The organism is Clostridium beijerinckii, from assembly GCA_003129525.1.
Lineage (GTDB): Bacteria > Bacillota > Clostridia > Clostridiales > Clostridiaceae > Clostridium > Clostridium beijerinckii_D.
This window is the reverse complement of sequence record CP029329.1, coordinates 505731-522191: the sequence shown is the minus strand read 5'-3', so window position 1 is coordinate 522191 and position 16461 is coordinate 505731. Positions and strand designations below refer to the sequence as shown.

Here is a 16461-nt window from a genome sequence, read left to right as displayed (position 1 = left end):
GGAATTACATATGAACTTAGGACTTTCGATTTTGGATTATCTACTTAAGGAAAATCGATTCACGCGTGTTCCTTGAGTAAGTTCGACTAGCAAAATCATAGGTCAAAGATGAGGTTAAAGGTTTGGAAAATATTTGAGTATAAAATTGGGGTTCTTTTTTAAAAGGAAACTCGACTCACATTCGTTCGCTGAGTAAGTTCGAAGAGCAAAATCGTAGATTTTGATTCTCACATATGTTATAATTTATGAAGTTAATTAGCATTATAATGTAAAAAAGGAGCAAATTAAGATGAATATCTTACTTATAAATCACTATGCAGGATCTGATTATCATGGAATGGAATTTAGACCTTATTATATGGCTAGAGAATGGGTTAATATGGGCCATGAGGTGACTATACTTGCTGCAGATTTTTCTCATTTAAGAAAAAAAAATCCAGAAGTGAAAGAAGATTTTGAAGAAGAAATAATAGATGGAATTACATATATATGGGTAAAAACTCCAGAATATCATGGGAATGGTGTTGGAAGAATTAAAAATATAGCTACATTTATGTATAAATTAAGAATGAATTATAAGAAGATTACTGATAAATATAAGCCAAATGCTGTAATAGCTTCTTCAACTTATCCTTTAGATATATATCCTGCACATAGAATTGCAAAGAGATCTAAGGCTAAGCTCTTCTTTGAAATACATGATTTATGGCCATTAACGCCAATGGAAATAGGGGGATATTCTAAGAATAATCCTGCTATAGTTATGCTTCAAAGAGCAGAGGATTTTGCTTTTAGAAATTGTGATAAGATTATTTCAATTTTGCCAAATGCAGATAATCATATGAAAGATAGAGGCTTTAATACCGATAATTATGTGCATGTTCCAAATGGAATAATTGTTGGTGAAAAGAAAAATCCGATTATGGAAAAAACAATTGAGAGATTAAAAGAATTAAAAGAACAAGGTTATTTTTTAGTTGGGTATACAGGTAATCATTCACCAGCAAATGTTTTAGATACAATGCTTGATGCTGCTAAAAAAACCACTGAAAAAGATGTAAAATATGTATTAGTCGGAAATGGAAATGTAAAGGATAAATTAATACAATATGCAAAAACAAACAATATAACTAATGTAGAATTTCTAGATCCAGTTTTAAAGGATAATATGGATAATGTACTACAACTATTGGATATTTGCTACATAGGTTTAAAAAAGCAAAATTTATTCAATTATGGAGTAAGTCCAAACAAGTTATTTGATTATATGATGGCAGCAAGGCCAGTAATATATGCAGTAGAAGCATCTAATGATCCAGTTAAGGATTCCAATTGTGGTATTACAGTGCCAGCAGAAAATCCAGATGCTGTAGTAAATGCAGTTATGAAGATTAAAAATTTAAGTGAAGAAGAAAAAAATAAAATGGGTAAAAATGGAAATGATTATGTATTAGCTAATCATACTTACCATGGACTCGCAGAGAAGTTTTTAGATGCGTTGAGTTAAGCATCTTATTTTTAAGAATATTTGGCATGAATCGAGTTTCATTAATAAAGTATCTAAGAAATAACAGTAAATACTTACGTATTGACTAGTTGTTTTTTGAAGATTCATAAAAATTTATTAAGAAATAAATTTTTATGAGCTAAATTGACTGAAAAGTTGTAAAATAGGAAATATAATATATAGAGATGTATAATGAAATAATTTTAGTGGGAGTAGATACATGAATAAATTTAATAAAGCAGTTAAGAGAATATTTGATTTTATATGCTCTACTTTAGGACTTATAGTTTTAAGTCCAATTTTGATTGCAATTGCAATTAAAATAAAATTTGGTTCTGATGGTCCAGTGTTTTTTAAACAAATAAGAGTTGGTGAAAAAAATAAGGAGTTTCAAATTCTTAAGTTTAGAACTATGGTTGTAGATGCTGAAAAATTAGGAAGGCAAATCACAGTTGGAAATGATAGCAGAATCACTAGAATAGGTGGATTTTTAAGGAAATATAAGTTAGATGAATTGCCACAATTAATAAATGTGTTTAAAGGAGATATGAGCTTAGTTGGACCAAGACCGGAAGTACCAAGATATGTTAAACTTTATAATGAACAACAAAGAAAAGTATTAGAAGTTAAACCGGGAATAACTGATTTAGCATCAATTAGATACAGAGATGAAAATGATTTGCTTGGAGAAGCAGAAAATCCAGATGATTTGTACATAAATACAATTATGCCGGATAAACTAGCGCTAAATTTAGAATATATAAAGAAAAACAATGTATTTTTTGATATTTATATAATACTTAAAACAATAATAAAATGTATTTAATCAGTTAAGAGTTAACAGTGAACAGTTAACAATTAAGGAGCAAATCCCCATGGGATTTGAACTAATTAGAAAAAATAAGAAATGCAATTGCATTTCTATATAATAATACAATTTCCAATGGAAGTTGTACCATTACTGTTAACTGTTAATTAATAACTGTTAACTGAAAAAAAAGGGGTAGTAAAATGAAAAAATTAAAATTTGCTATTATTGGTTGTGGAAGAATTTCCTATAAGCATGTTGAAGCTTTAGTTAAAAATAATGAGGAAGCAGAATTAGTTGCAACATGTGATGTGATTTTAGAAAATGCTGAAGCAAAGAGGACTGAATACATAGAAAAAACAGGAGTAAATCCAGAAGTTATTCATGCATATGCAGACTATAAAGAAATGTTAGAAAAAGAAGACATTGATGTAGTTACAATAGCTACAGAAAGTGGATATCATGCAGAAATTGCTATTTATTCTATGAAAAAGGGTGCAAGTGCTTTAGTGGAGAAACCAATGGCTATGTCTATTGAAGATGCTAATGAAATGATTAAAGTAGCTAAAGAAAATAATGTTAAGCTTGGAGTTTGTCATCAAAACAGATTTAACAAACCAATACAAAAATTAAGAGAAGCTGTAGAAGACAACAAATTCGGAAGATTAATTAATGGTACAGCAAGAATACTTTGGAACAGGAATATGGGTTACTATGACCAAGCTCCTTGGAGAGGAACATGGGCTTTAGATGGTGGTACACTTATGAATCAATGTATACATAATATTGATTTGCTTCAATGGATGATGGGTGGAGAAATCGAAAGAGTATATGCTGAATGTGATACTTATTTAAGAGACATAGAAGCTGAGGATTTTGGAGCTGTAATTATAAGATTTAAAAATGGTGCTATTGGAATTGTTGAAGGTTCAGCTTGTGTTTATCCTAAAAACTTAGAAGAAACATTAAGTTTATTTGGAGAAACTGGAGCAGTATCAATTGGCGGTCTTGCAGTTAATGAACTTGAAACTTGGCGATTTGATGGTGAAGATGAAGCATCTATAAAGAATGAAGTAAATGTTAAGATAGATAATGTATATGGGGAAGGACATACCCCTTTATTTAAAGATGTAATTGATTCTATAAATGAAAACAGAGATCCATTGGTTTCTGGAGAAGAAGGTAAAAAAGCAATGTCTATAATTCTTGCAGCATATAAGTCAAGAAAGACAGGAATGCCTGTTAAATTCCCATTTACAGATTTTAAAACAATAGATATGCAAGATGATTTTAAAGGAAGAATAGAATACAGAAAATAATAAAAAATAAACTATAAAAATATGTTACTATTTAAGGAAGAAAAAACAATATGGCCTTTTAAGAAAGGATGATATGAAATGAAAGTAAAAAAAGCTATTATACCAGCAGCAGGTCTTGGAACAAGATTTCTACCTGCAACTAAAGCTCAACCAAAAGAAATGCTTCCAATAGTTGATAAGCCAACAATTCAATATATAATAGAAGAAGCTGTTGCATCAGGAATTGAAGAAATCCTTATCATAACAGGTAGAAATAAAAAGTGTATAGAAGATCATTTTGATAAATCAATAGAATTAGAATTAGAATTAGAAAGAGCAGGAAAATCAGAATTGCTTGAAATGGTAAGAAATATTTCTGATATGGTTGATATACATTATATAAGACAAAAAGAACCAAGAGGCTTAGGTCATGCAATACATTGTGCAAAAACTTTTGTTGGAAATGAGCCATTTGCAGTTTTATTAGGTGATGATGTAGTTGATAGTGAAGTTCCTTGCTTAAAACAATTAATTGATTGTTATAGTGAATATAATACTACTATTTTAGGCGTTCAAACTGTTGATAAAGAGAATGTTTCTAAATATGGAATAGTAGATGGAATTCATATAGAAGATAGAGTTTATAAAGTTAAGGACTTAGTTGAGAAGCCTTCTATGGAAGAAGCACCAAGTAATGTAGCTATACTGGGAAGATATATTATAACACCAGAAATATTTAACATATTAGAAAATACTAAACCGGGAAAAGGTGGGGAAATTCAATTAACAGATGCATTAAAAACTTTAATTAGTAAAGAAGCTATGTATGCATATAATTTTGAAGGCAAGAGGTATGATGTAGGAGATAAACTTGGTTTTTTACAAGCGACTATAGAATTTGCTTTAAAGAAAGACGAATTGAGAGAAGATTTTATAAATTACTTAAATACTAAGCCTTGGGAAACAATACAGGAGAATAAATAAAAAATGAAAATATGTTATTTGGCAGATATTAATAGTGCTCATACTCATAAATGGTTAAATTATTTTGTTGATAAAGAATATGATATTCATGTTATATCACTTGGAAAAGGTGAATATGAAGGCGTTACAGTACATTCTTTGGATGTACAAGATAATATTATGAAGAAAACTTCTGATAAGAATAAATTAGAATATTTTAAAAAGATAAAGAGGGTTAGATCTTTAATTAAAGAGATTAATCCTGATATACTTCATGCACATTATGCTAGCAGTTATGGATTATTAGGTGCTTTAGCAAACTATCATCCATATATAATTTCAGTATGGGGTAGTGATATTTATGATTTTCCAATTAAGTCACCGTTGCATAAATTTATAATAAAATATAATTTAAAAAAAGCAGATTATATTTTATCAACAAGCAATGTGATGAAAATAGAAACTCAAAAATATACAAATAAAAAAATACAAGTAACTCCTTTTGGTGTTGATATTAATAAATTTATTCCGCGTAGAACAGAAAAAGAAGAGATTGTTATCGGAACAATTAAAACTTTAGAAGAGAAATATGGGATACAATATTTAATTAAAGCTTTTAAAGAAGTTAAGGAAAGAAATAAAGATTTAAAACTTAAACTTAGAATTGGTGGAAGAGGAAGCCAGGAAGATTATCTAAAGGAATTAGTTAAAGAACTTTCTATAGATGAAGATGTAACTTTTTTAGGCTTTGTAAAACCTAATGATGTAATAAAAGAATTTCAAAATTTTGATGTAGCAGTTTTTCCATCAACTCTTGATAGTGAAAGTTTTGGAGTTGCAGCAGTGGAAGCAGAGGCATGTGGAACGCCGTTAATTGTGACCGATGTAGGTGGACTTATGGAATCTACTAAACCTAATGTGACTAGTTTAGTTGCTAAAAAGAATTCAGTAGAAGATTTAGCTGAAAAAATAGAAACTTTAGTTAAGAATGAGAAATTAAGAATCAAAATGGGAATTGATGCACGGAAATTCGTGGAAGAAAATTATAGTTTGGATAATAACTTTAACGATGTTAATAAAATTTATACACATATAAAAAAAGCGCAAAGCGCAACCAAGAACTTTCGCATATAAAAAAAGCGCAAAGCACAACCAAGAACTTTCACATATAAAAAAAGAGCAAAGTGCAATAAAGAACTTATTAAGCACAATAAGGGAAAAAGAAATTTCAAGACATTTATATATATAATAATAATAGTACACTTTCATTTGGAAATTGTACTATTATTATGCCTTAAACTAATAATGTTTAGTAAACTTTTGAATTAAAAATTTTATAACAAAAATGAATAGGGAACTTAACAATATTACATTTAATACTGTATTACCAAATTGGATAAACAATACACAGATGAATAAAAATATAAATATGCTTAAAAGCCAATGTATAAATTTCATTTCAGTATCTCCTTTTATTCTAAAACTAAATTTGCATTATTAGTTTATCCTAAGTTGAAGAATGAAATTCATGAAACTATATATGCAAATTTATAATTTTAGTGTTAAAGAGTATAGTATAATAGTAATCATTTATACATTAAAATAAGTGTATTCAATTATTTGATTAGTTGTAGTATAATTGAAATGAGTTTTAAAATGATGGTAAATAAGAGTTGCTAAATAATCATAATGGGGCTACGGTTTGAGGATGGTGGGAATAAATGCAGGATTATGAAAATCTTTATAATGCATTAAAAATAGAATATGAGAACTATCAAATGTTTTCAGAAAAACATATACAAGATTTAAATCAAAAGAATGTTAAATTAGAAAAAAGTATAGATTCGCTATCTAATATAATAGAAGTTAGTAAGTATATAAATACTTTTTTCAGTAGTGATAATTTGATATCAATGATTAATGATATGATACTCGGAATATTAGGTGTCACATATTCTACTATATTTTTAATAGAAAACAGTGAATTAGTTGTTAAAGCTAGTAATGTTGAAAATATGGATATAAAATTAACATCAGAAGAACTTTCATATATAAAAAAGGAAGAAGAATTTTTAATAAATTCAGAAAAAATTTTAAAGCAAACAGGTGAACATAAAAGAGCGATACACTCTATTATGGGATCTCCAATTAAATTAAGAGATAAATTTATTGGATATGTAATCGTAGAACATAATCTCTATAAATTTATGACTATAGAATTAAAGCTTTTCCTTAGATCAATTGCTAATCAAATTGCAATTGCCATTGAGAATTCTTTACTATACAAGGAATTAGAGAAAATAAATCAAAGAGATTCATTATTAGGCATATATAATAGAAAATATTTCTTTGAATTTTTAGAAAAAAATAAATACAAAAAGATGAAAGAAAAATTTGCTATAGTAATGATAGATATAGATGATTTTAAAAAGATAAATGATACTTATGGACACCAATTTGGAGATGAAATACTAATTAATACAGCAAAGATTGTAAGAGATGGTATAGATAAGGATGATATTCTAGCTAGATATGGTGGCGAAGAATTTATTTTATATATTTCAAATTTTAATAACGAGAATAGTGTATATAATAAAATTGAAACCATAAGAAGTGCTCTTGAAAGCAGTAAAGTTAGTTTTGATAATGAAAAAAAATTTGTAACAGCTAGTTTTGGAATTTCATTTTTCCCTTTAAATGGTATGGATATAAATGAATTGATAAAGGCTGCTGATGATTTATTATATAAATCTAAGCAAAGTGGTAAAAATAGAGTTTTGAGTGGGCATATATTTAAAATTTAATAATATTATTAGAAAACACTCTTATTTAATTTCAATAAGGGTGATTTTTAGTTGGTAGATAAATATAATATTAAAAATAATATTATATGATTTAATAGTATATATAAGGTAGGGTGATTGTATTATGGATAGTAAAAAGTTACTAAAAGATTTCACAAAAGTATGACCACTTATTTCTAGTTGAGTATACTTTCATAGTATAAGTATAACTTAGGATATCTGTATTTAGAATTGTTGCTAAAATCTATAGTTGAGGATATACTATAATAGGTAATATTTTATCTACTTAATAACGTAGGATTAATGTTATATTTTAACATGAAATAAAATGTAATATAGTACTGAGTAAAATACAAAATAACATGTAATGTGGTGTTAATAAAGTCAACTTTTAATTTGGGAATATATACTTATTGTATTAGATAAGTTATTTTAAATAAGAAAAAATTTAGGAGGTATTATAATGGCAAACGTATTAGATGAGCTATTAGAAAGAGGATACATAAAACAATTTACTCATGAAGATGAAACAAGAAAATTATTAGAAAATGAGAAGGTAACTTTTTATATAGGTTTTGACCCAACAGCAGATAGCTTACATGTAGGGCATTTTATAGCTATGATGTTTATGTCACATATGCAAAAGGCAGGACATAGACCAATAGCTTTAATTGGTGGTGGAACAGCTATGGTTGGGGATCCAAGTGGTAAGACTGATATGAGAAAGATGCTTACGAAGGAAGATATACAACATAATGTTGATTCTATAAAAAAGCAAATGGAAAGATTTATAGATTTCTCTGATGATAAAGCACTACTCGTAAACAATGCAGAGTGGTTATTAAATCTTAATTATGTTGATTTCTTAAGAGAAGTAGGGGTTCATTTTTCAGTAAATAGAATGCTAAGTGCTGAGTGTTTTAAACAAAGACTAGAAAAAGGATTATCGTTCCTAGAATTTAATTACATGTTAATGCAAGGATATGATTTTTATGTCTTAAATCAAAAATATGGCTGTAAGATGGAACTTGGTGGAGATGATCAATGGTCTAATATGATAGCTGGCGTTGAGCTTGTAAGAAGAAAAGCTGAAGGTGATGCAATGGCTATGACTTGCACATTGTTAACTAACAGTCAAGGTCAAAAGATGGGTAAAACTGTTGGTGGAGCATTATGGCTAAATCCTGAAAAAACTTCTCCATATGATTTCTATCAATATTGGAGAAATGTAGATGATGCGGATGTACAAAAATGTTTAGCATTATTAACATTTGTGCCAATGGATGAAGTAAGAAGACTTGGAAGCTTAGAAGGCTCTGAAATAAATAATGCTAAGAAGATACTTGCATATGAAGTAACAAAGCTTGTTCACGGTGAAGAAGATGCTAGAAAAGCAGAAGAAGCAGCAACTGCATTATTTGCAGGGGGAGCTGATATGTCAAATGTGCCAACTGTAACAATAACTAAAGAAGAAATTGGATTACCAATGTTAGATATTATGGCTAGTACTAAGATTTTACCATCTAAAAAAGAGGGTAGAAGATTAATAGAACAAGGCGGATTATCTATTAATGGAGTTAAGGTTGATGATGTAAATAGAACATTGAATCAAGAAGATTTTGAAAATGGAGCTGTTCTAATTAAAAGAGGTAAGAAGAATTATAATAAAATAGAAGTTAAATAATTTGAATTATTAATCTTATAAGAATCGAGGGATTTTTGAAATTCCTTAATCAGAATTTTGTAAGGTAGAAAAACTACCGTAAGAAAAAGCTATCTGTTTAACGGATAGCTTTTTTGATTATGCAAAGTAGTTATTATAAGAGTAAACAATTAAAATATAATTTATTAACATTATATTTTTAAGTTAATTTATACTCTTTTTATACGATAAATATATTAGAGTAAATTAAAGTGTGAATTAGTGTAAGGGAGAAGATAATATGCCAGGAATTTATAATATTAATAATGGATATAATATAAATACAAAGAAAGTTTCTAGCAAGTTAACTTTTGAAGTAGGGGAGCGCTTTACAGGGAGAGTAGTTTCAAAGGGAGACGGAAAAGATGTTACAATAAAGTTAGCAGATGGTTGGCAATTTATTGCGGAACTTGAGGGTAATGTTGAGTTAGATGATATCAAACTAGTTAAATTTCAAGTAGATGGATTTCAAAATGGAAAATTAAATTTAAAAATAGTAAAAGGAACTGAAGATGACGGAATAATTGGAGATGAGAACTTCCAAGATGTTATCGAAAAAGAAGGACTTTCAAAGGAAGATATTGATATTTTGAAGAAAATGATTAAACATAATGTTCCATTAACAAGAGAAAATATCAATCAAATTAAAGGGCTAATTCAATTTAATGAAAAAATGGCATCTAATCCAAAAGAAATAGATGCTTTTGTTCAAACATATCTTCAAAGTAAGGATATACCAATTAATAGTGAACAAGGTCAAGCGGTTAAAGAATTACTTACAAAATTTTTAGGTGAGTTTAAAAAGATGAAACCAGAAGATATACTTGCATTTATAGAAAATAACTTGGATTTTACAGAAGAAAATATAAATAGTTTTAATAAATTATTTAAAGGAGATTCTTCAATAGAACAAATTCTTAAAAGGATAAGTGATTCACTTAACTCACTAGACATTTCAGATGGTATTTCAAATAATAATATTGAAACTGTAATGAATAATAAATTAATAAATAAAGAAGCTGAATTAACTAAGAATACAGTAGATAGTAATACAACCTTAGCATCAAAGGCTTATAATGAAAATGACTCATTAACTAAGAAAATAAATATATTAGATGTTTTAAAAACATTAGCAGGAAGTGAAAATAGTGAACTAGATATAGTTCAAAGAAATGCTGGTAAAGAAATTAGTAATGCCAATTTTGAAAAATTAAATCTTTCAGCTTCATTAATTAAAAAATTAGATGATCCTGAGATAGTAAAATTAATTAAAGACACCATTGGAAACAATACAACAACTAATGATACAACTAAGACTCAAGCAGAACGCCTTATAGAATCATCAAATAAATTTAAATTAGAAGGCATATTAAGCAACATAGAAGGTAAAGAAGTTAAACTTACAGATGGTGAATTTAAAGCTTTTAGTCAGTTAATAAATAATAAGAATCAAATAAAAGAAGTTTTACAAGAAAATGGACTCAATGACAAAAGCATTATTCAAGCTAAAGAAATTTCAGCAAATGCTATAAAAGAAACAGTTGTAATTAAAGAAAACTTAGGGAAGTTAAATATTGAAGATTTGGGGAAAAGCAACTTAGATAACAAAGAAGCGATAAAAACTGAAATGAAGGATAAAATCAATAATATAAGAGATATAGTGAAAAATTTAATAGCTCAAACAGATGTAAAAGAAACTGGATATGAAAAGATAATGAATTTAGTAAAAGCAAATATTAATGACTTTAAAGTATTCAATTCTATTAGTAATGAGTATTATTATTTAAATATTCCTATAACAGCAGATAACAGTGAATATCCTTGTAAACTTATAATAAAAGATAATAGAAAAGATGGTAAAAAAATAGATTCAACTAATGCTAAAATGGTTGTCAGTGTAAAAACTATAAATTTAGGAGAAGTTGATGGATATTTAACTATGAGAGAAAATAAGATTGATGTAAAATTAAACTGTGAAAGTAATTTTACTTCAGTTTTAAATAATAATAAATCAAAATTAGTTAATGGGTTAGCAACAATGGGATTATTTGTTAACATAAGTGTATCAGCTAAAGAGAAACCTATGGATTTAGTCAATTGTAGAAATTTCTTTAATGATTTGACTATTTCTACTATTGATATTAAGGTATAATATTATCAGTTGGCAATTAAGAATTATGAGTTAAGGAGAAAGTCCTTTCGTGATTTCTAAAAAATTATTTTCAGAAATCATTACGGAAAAGTGAAAGTCAAAAAGTAAGACTACAAAAATGAATGTCCAAATTTTATATTTGAGAACATGAACTTTCTCCTTGGAAATTTCATCTATAACTCTTAGTTGTGCACTCTTAACTCTTAACTGAATTCTGGGGGTGTTTAAGGAGATGAATCAGAGAAAAAGGGCAGCAGCATTAAAATATGAATTTAATAGTGACGCTCCAATAGTTACAGCTGCTGGAATGGGACATATTGCAGACAAGATACTAGAAAGAGCAGCAGAAAATGAAGTACCAATAGTCTATAATAAGGAATTAACTGATTTATTATGCAATGTAGATGTTGGAGATGAAATTCCTACAGAATTATATGAAGCAGTAGCACATGTAATAGCTTTTCTTACCGATTTAGATAAGAGAAGATAAGATAAGGCATTGTTAACAGTTAAAAGTTAACAATTAACAGTTAAGGAACAAACTCTAAGGGAGTTTGAAAAAACAAATTAATTTATATATTCCGTAGGAATATCATCCTTAATTGTTAATTGTACATTGTCAATTGTTAATTGGAAGAAGCGTGGCGTAGCCACTTTTCTTGTATGCCTAATAGAAAGGTGATAAATAAATGGCACTTTATACTATTTCAGATTTGCACTTAGGATTTAATGTTGAAAAGCCAATGGATATTTTTGGTGATAGATGGAAGAATCATTCTCAAAAGATAAAAGAAAATTGGCTTAGTAAAATAACAGATGAAGATACTGTGCTTATAGCTGGAGATATATCTTGGTCATTAAAAGAACAAGATAGTAAATATGATTTAGATTGGATAAATGAATTACCAGGAAAAAAGATTATAAGTAAGGGTAATCATGATTATTGGTGGGGAAGTATTTCAAAATTAAACAGTATGTATGAAAATACTAAATTTCTGCAAAATAACTTTTATGTTTATGAAGATTATGCTATATGTGGAACTAGAGGGTGGATATGTCCTGGTGGAGATAAATATAGTATTAAGGATCAAAAAATATATAGTAGAGAGCAACTAAGATTAAGACTTTCTTTAGATGCTGCAAAGAAAAATGGATTTGAAAAGATTATAATTATGCTTCATTATCCTCCGACAAATGAAAACTTTGAGGAATCCGAATTTACCAAGATAATAAAAGAGTATAAAGTAGATAAGGTTATATATGGACATCTACATGGCCCTATATTACTTGGGAAATTATTAAATGGATATTTTGATGAAGTAGAATATATATTAACATCAGCAGACTATCTTGATTTCAACCCGAAAAGAATAATTTAAGTAGACAAATAATAATAAGCTATCTAAGTATAAACTTAGATAGCTTATTATTATGTATAAATTTTATAATTATAATAAGTTTGTTATTGAATTGTTAATATCTTTTATAGCATCTTTTTGAGTATGAAGACTTGAAGCAATTTCCTTAGATAAAGCTTCATGTTCTTGGAAAACAACGCTAATATTATCTATTGATGATATCACAGTATCCTTTGCAGAGGAAGCGTTGGTTAAGTTTTCTATACAAGTATTAATTTCTTCAGTAGCATCGCCAATAGAAGTTTTTATATCAGAAAAACTACTTTTAGCATCTTCTAATGAATTATGTTGAGTAGATAAAGCAGAATTACCAGAACTCATGGCATTAGATGCTTTTAAAATATCTACTTTAATTTCTTCTAATATGCTAGTTATGCTTTGAACAGCAAGTTTTGAATTTTCAGCAAGTTTTCTAACTTCACCTGCAACAACAGAGAATCCCTTACCAGCATCGCCAGCTCTTGCAGCTTCAATGGCTGCATTTAATGATAAAAGATTAGTTTGACTTGCTATTTGACTTATAGAATCAGTTATACTATTTACAGATTCTAGCTTTGACACTAATGCATTTACTGTTGAAGTTGAAACCGTGAATGCATTTTCAAGATCATTTAGAGATGTATCCAAATTATCAATGGTATTTAAACCAGTATCAGCAAGCTTATCAGTATCTAGTACTTTAATATGAACATTAGTAATGTTAATTGCTAAATTCTCCATATCTGAACTGAAACTAGATAATATATTTCTAGCATTATTTATTTCTCTATTTTGAGATTCGCTATGAGATGCCAAAGATGAAGCAGAAGATGTAATATCATTAATAGAACTAGTTATTATATTAGATCCATTTTTTAAATCATTAATTTTATTACTTAATTCTTCCTTACTAGTATCGGTATTGGTAATTACATTCTGAGAAACTTGTGAAAAATTATCCTCATTAGTTTTTCTGTTTTTAAAAATTCCCATTTTATATTCCCCCTATTAAAAATAAAAAGTACATTTCTAAACATCTGTGATTTTAATTAAATCTTTGCCAATACGAGCCATTTCTTTAATCTTATACGAAGAATTTGTACTAACAATAGTTCTTGAATACCATAACAATGCATTTTGATGGTCTTCTAATTTTCTGTTTAATTCACCAAGCAGATACATTAAAGAATCTCTTTGCAATCCATACATAGGAAAAACTTCCTTTGTATAAGCATAATTAAAACCTTCAAGAGCTTGTCTTAAAAATAATGTTTCTTGAGCATTATCATCTAGTAACCTATACATCCAAGCAATTTTTAATGAAATCATAGCCTTTGTACTATCTGGAAGATTAAGAAGCATGGCGTTTAATAAAGATAATTTATAACGCTCAATTGCTAATTTTTCATCCAAAATATCAGGATATTCTCTTGGTTTCCATTTTGGAGTTACATTAATTAGAACAAGTTCTTTTTTATGAGATTTAAGGTTTTCAAAATCTGATTTCATTGCAGCATAACCACAAGAATTACATAAGCAAACATCATAGAAATACGGATTTGCAACAGAATATCTAACAAAAAAATCAGAATCTTTAGAAATAACTCTCGGTGACTTAGATTTTACAGTTTTAGTTTTAAAATGTGTGTCACAAACAGGACAAATTACCTGTTTATCAAATAGATGATTTTGTATATCGGTATCGTTCATTATTTAGTCACCTCATTAAAAGTACATTTATTAAAAAATTTAATATTACATCTAGATTATATCACATTAAACAATTACATAAATAGGTTATGAAAAAATTTTCATAAGTTTATTTATTAATAATTACACATAATTTAAAGTTTTTGATATAATGGATAAGAATGATATTGAGAAATGATATTAGGCAGATCAAAGAAAATAACAAGTAAAAGATGTTATATATTTTTTGTAATGTGCCTTATTAAAGGGTGGTATTATGGCAATAAATGATTGGAAGATTTTTTTAATGCCTTACGAGCAAGCTGTAGATGAGCTAAAGGTTAAATTAAAATCAATTAGAAAAGAATATAGAAAAAAAAATGAGTATTCACCTATAGAATTTGTAACTGGAAGAGTAAAAGAAGTATCAAGCATGTTAGAAAAAGCTAACAAATTTGAAATTCCCATAGACAGAGTTAGGTATGAACTTGAGGATATTGCAGGCATAAGAATAATGTGCCAATTTGTTGATGATATAGATACTGTTGTTGAAATATTAAGAGGTCGAAGAGATATGAAAATTCTTTATGAAAAGGATTATGTAAAAAATGTTAAAGAAAGTGGTTATAGAAGTTATCATATGATAATAAAGTATCCAGTAAATATGGCAGAAGGCGTAGTTGAAATTTTAGCAGAATTTCAAATAAGAACATTAGCAATGAACTTCTGGGCAACGATTGAACATTCTCTTAATTATAAATATAAACAACATATACCAGAACAATTAAAAGAGAAACTTAAGCGTTCTGCAGATGCAGCATTCAGATTAGATGAAGAGATGCTAGAAATTAAAGATGAAATTAAGGATGCTCAAAAATTATTTGAAGTTAAATCCCATTTGATTTCGAACATAATGAATTCACTGTTAACCTTGATTTCATTAGGCAAGGAAGCAGAGGTATCTAGATATCAAAAGACCTTAAACAAGTTGATAGAAGAGGGAGAAGTTTGGGAATTGAACAGTTTACTTTTTTCTGTTAAGAAAGAAATTGAAAAATATAAAGATTAGTAAGGGCTATACTTATGGGGTGGATATCTATATGGGATTTCGCAATGATAATTAAGCTTGCAAAATTCATTAATATTACACAGTTGTAAGCAATGTACATGTTAGACTATCAATATGGAACCTTATATAGTGATGAATAAAGGTCATGTGTTTTTTCTGAAATAAACTTCACAAAAGCATGACCTTTATTTCTAGTTTTGATATATGTCTTATTATAATAAATATTGAAGACAAAATACCAAAACATAAGTATTTAGGTATTATGATATAAAGGAGAAAGTTAATGAATAGAGAAGAGATATTATTAAAATTAAAAAATAATCCTGAATATATTCAAGAATTAAATCAAGTAGATGAAGAATTGGAAACATTTATAGTTAAGAATAATGGAAATAATATTAAATATATTGAGAAACCTAGTAAAGAAGTTCAAAAGCAAGCTATTAAGAATACTCCTTTGTCTGTTAAATATATTAAAAATATTGATGAAGAGATTGGAATAATGTGTGTTAAAAGCTTATGGAATTCATTAGAATTAATAAATAATCCAAGCAACGAGATAATAGAAGAAGCTATTAAAACTAAGGGATGGGCTATACAATTTGTAAAAGAACCAAGTGAACAATTGCAGCTGTTAGCAGTAAGTAAAGACTATGATTCAATTAAGTATATAGAAAATCCTTCTGAAAATGTTCAACTTGCAGCTATAGAAAATTATTACGTAGCAATTAGATTCATAAAAAATCCAAGTCTAAAGGCTAAGGTAAAAGCTGTAATATCAAATGGAGAAGCTATAAATTACATTTCTAACTATGATTTAGAGGATATAAATATATTTATTCATGAAAATATAAATGTCGTTAAGTATATTTATGAAAGTATTGATGTAGATATAGTGATTGATATTCTTAAAGAAAGAATTAAAGACGATAATATTGAAAAGAAATATATTGAAAATTTCTTAGAATTAGAGATTTTAGAGATGGATAAAATCAATTTCATTAGAGAATATGGAAGTAAAAATGCTAAAAAGATATTAGTGGATTATGAATTATCAATGTAAGACAAAGGA

At 27.6% G+C, this 16461-nt stretch carries 14 protein-coding genes; 12 read left to right on the top strand and 2 right to left on the bottom strand.

What is annotated here, in order from left to right; genetic code table 11:
* Positions 1–289: 289 nt before the first annotated feature.
* The 10 genes from DIC82_02145 to DIC82_02100 all read left to right on the top strand — a co-directional run bounded on the left by DIC82_02145 (position 290) and on the right by DIC82_02100 (position 12613).
* Positions 290–1507 (top strand): glycosyltransferase WbuB, encoded by a 1218-nt coding sequence (locus tag DIC82_02145; protein ID AWK49963.1) that lies wholly within the window; start codon positions 290–292, stop codon positions 1505–1507.
* Between the two features lie 220 nt (positions 1508–1727).
* Positions 1728–2333 carry a glycosyl transferase gene (locus tag DIC82_02140; GenBank protein AWK49962.1) on the top strand — a complete coding sequence of 202 codons (606 nt, stop codon included), beginning with the start codon at positions 1728–1730 and terminating at the stop codon, positions 2331–2333.
* A gap of 185 nt (positions 2334–2518) precedes the next feature.
* Positions 2519–3634, top strand: a complete 1116-nt coding sequence (locus DIC82_02135; protein AWK49961.1) for an oxidoreductase — start codon at positions 2519–2521, stop codon at positions 3632–3634.
* Positions 3635–3712: 78 nt separating this feature from the next.
* On the top strand, positions 3713–4597 hold the full coding sequence (galU, locus tag DIC82_02130) for a UTP--glucose-1-phosphate uridylyltransferase (GenBank protein AWK49960.1): 885 nt from the start codon (positions 3713–3715) through the stop codon (positions 4595–4597).
* A gap of 3 nt (positions 4598–4600) precedes the next feature.
* Entirely contained in the window at positions 4601–5710 is a 1110-nt protein-coding gene (locus DIC82_02125) for a glycosyltransferase family 4 protein (GenBank protein ID AWK49959.1), read from the top strand.
* 587 nt (positions 5711–6297) lie between these two features.
* Positions 6298–7380, top strand: coding sequence for a GGDEF domain-containing protein (locus DIC82_02120; protein ID AWK49958.1), 1083 nt, complete (start codon positions 6298–6300; stop codon positions 7378–7380).
* Positions 7381–7843: 463 nt separating this feature from the next.
* The gene (locus DIC82_02115) at positions 7844–9064 is read left to right on the top strand and encodes a tyrosine--tRNA ligase (protein ID AWK49957.1); all 1221 of its coding nucleotides are present in this window, start codon (positions 7844–7846) and stop codon (positions 9062–9064) included.
* Positions 9065–9323: 259 nt separating this feature from the next.
* Positions 9324–11234: a flagellar hook-length control protein FliK gene (locus tag DIC82_02110; GenBank protein ID AWK49956.1), complete on the top strand. Its 1911-nt coding sequence runs from the start codon at positions 9324–9326 to the stop codon at positions 11232–11234.
* Between the two features lie 232 nt (positions 11235–11466).
* Positions 11467–11724, top strand: a complete 258-nt coding sequence (locus tag DIC82_02105; protein AWK49955.1) for a flagellar biogenesis protein — start codon at positions 11467–11469, stop codon at positions 11722–11724.
* Positions 11725–11923: 199 nt separating this feature from the next.
* Positions 11924–12613 carry a serine/threonine protein phosphatase gene (locus DIC82_02100; protein AWK49954.1) on the top strand — a complete coding sequence of 230 codons (690 nt, stop codon included), beginning with the start codon at positions 11924–11926 and terminating at the stop codon, positions 12611–12613.
* Positions 12614–12682: 69 nt separating this feature from the next.
* Here DIC82_02100 and DIC82_02095 read toward each other — a convergent pair whose 3' ends face one another.
* Both DIC82_02095 and DIC82_02090 read right to left on the bottom strand, forming a co-directional pair.
* Positions 12683–13624: a chemotaxis protein gene (locus DIC82_02095; protein AWK49953.1), complete on the bottom strand. Its 942-nt coding sequence runs from the start codon at positions 13622–13624 to the stop codon at positions 12683–12685.
* A 36-nt stretch (positions 13625–13660) separates the two neighbouring features.
* Positions 13661–14341, bottom strand: a complete 681-nt coding sequence (locus tag DIC82_02090; protein AWK49952.1) for a DUF2225 domain-containing protein — start codon at positions 14339–14341, stop codon at positions 13661–13663.
* Between the two features lie 256 nt (positions 14342–14597).
* Here DIC82_02090 and DIC82_02085 point away from each other — a divergent pair, with 256 nt between their 5' ends.
* Complete coding sequence (locus DIC82_02085) at positions 14598–15389, top strand: GTP pyrophosphokinase (GenBank protein ID AWK49951.1); 792 nt, start codon at positions 14598–14600, stop codon at positions 15387–15389.
* 283 nt (positions 15390–15672) lie between these two features.
* Positions 15673–16452 (top strand): hypothetical protein, encoded by a 780-nt coding sequence (locus tag DIC82_02080; GenBank protein AWK49950.1) that lies wholly within the window; start codon positions 15673–15675, stop codon positions 16450–16452.
* The last annotated feature ends 9 nt before the right edge of the window (positions 16453–16461 follow it).

What these genes read in the sequence shown, in the direction of transcription:
- DIC82_02145 (AWK49963.1), top strand. Translation starts at nt 290, where the DNA reads ATGAATATCTTACTTATAAATCACTATGCAGGATCTGATTATCATGGA.
- DIC82_02140 (AWK49962.1), top strand. Translation starts at nt 1,728, where the DNA reads ATGAATAAATTTAATAAAGCAGTTAAGAGAATATTTGATTTTATATGC.
- DIC82_02135 (AWK49961.1), top strand. Translation starts at nt 2,519, where the DNA reads ATGAAAAAATTAAAATTTGCTATTATTGGTTGTGGAAGAATTTCCTAT.
- galU (AWK49960.1), top strand. Translation starts at nt 3,713, where the DNA reads ATGAAAGTAAAAAAAGCTATTATACCAGCAGCAGGTCTTGGAACAAGA.
- DIC82_02125 (AWK49959.1), top strand. Translation starts at nt 4,601, where the DNA reads ATGAAAATATGTTATTTGGCAGATATTAATAGTGCTCATACTCATAAA.
- DIC82_02120 (AWK49958.1), top strand. Translation starts at nt 6,298, where the DNA reads ATGCAGGATTATGAAAATCTTTATAATGCATTAAAAATAGAATATGAG.
- DIC82_02115 (AWK49957.1), top strand. Translation starts at nt 7,844, where the DNA reads ATGGCAAACGTATTAGATGAGCTATTAGAAAGAGGATACATAAAACAA.
- DIC82_02110 (AWK49956.1), top strand. Translation starts at nt 9,324, where the DNA reads ATGCCAGGAATTTATAATATTAATAATGGATATAATATAAATACAAAG.
- DIC82_02105 (AWK49955.1), top strand. Translation starts at nt 11,467, where the DNA reads ATGAATCAGAGAAAAAGGGCAGCAGCATTAAAATATGAATTTAATAGT.
- DIC82_02100 (AWK49954.1), top strand. Translation starts at nt 11,924, where the DNA reads ATGGCACTTTATACTATTTCAGATTTGCACTTAGGATTTAATGTTGAA.
- DIC82_02095 (AWK49953.1), bottom strand. Translation starts at nt 13,624, where the DNA reads ATGGGAATTTTTAAAAACAGAAAAACTAATGAGGATAATTTTTCACAA.
- DIC82_02090 (AWK49952.1), bottom strand. Translation starts at nt 14,341, where the DNA reads ATGAACGATACCGATATACAAAATCATCTATTTGATAAACAGGTAATT.
- DIC82_02085 (AWK49951.1), top strand. Translation starts at nt 14,598, where the DNA reads ATGGCAATAAATGATTGGAAGATTTTTTTAATGCCTTACGAGCAAGCT.
- DIC82_02080 (AWK49950.1), top strand. Translation starts at nt 15,673, where the DNA reads ATGAATAGAGAAGAGATATTATTAAAATTAAAAAATAATCCTGAATAT.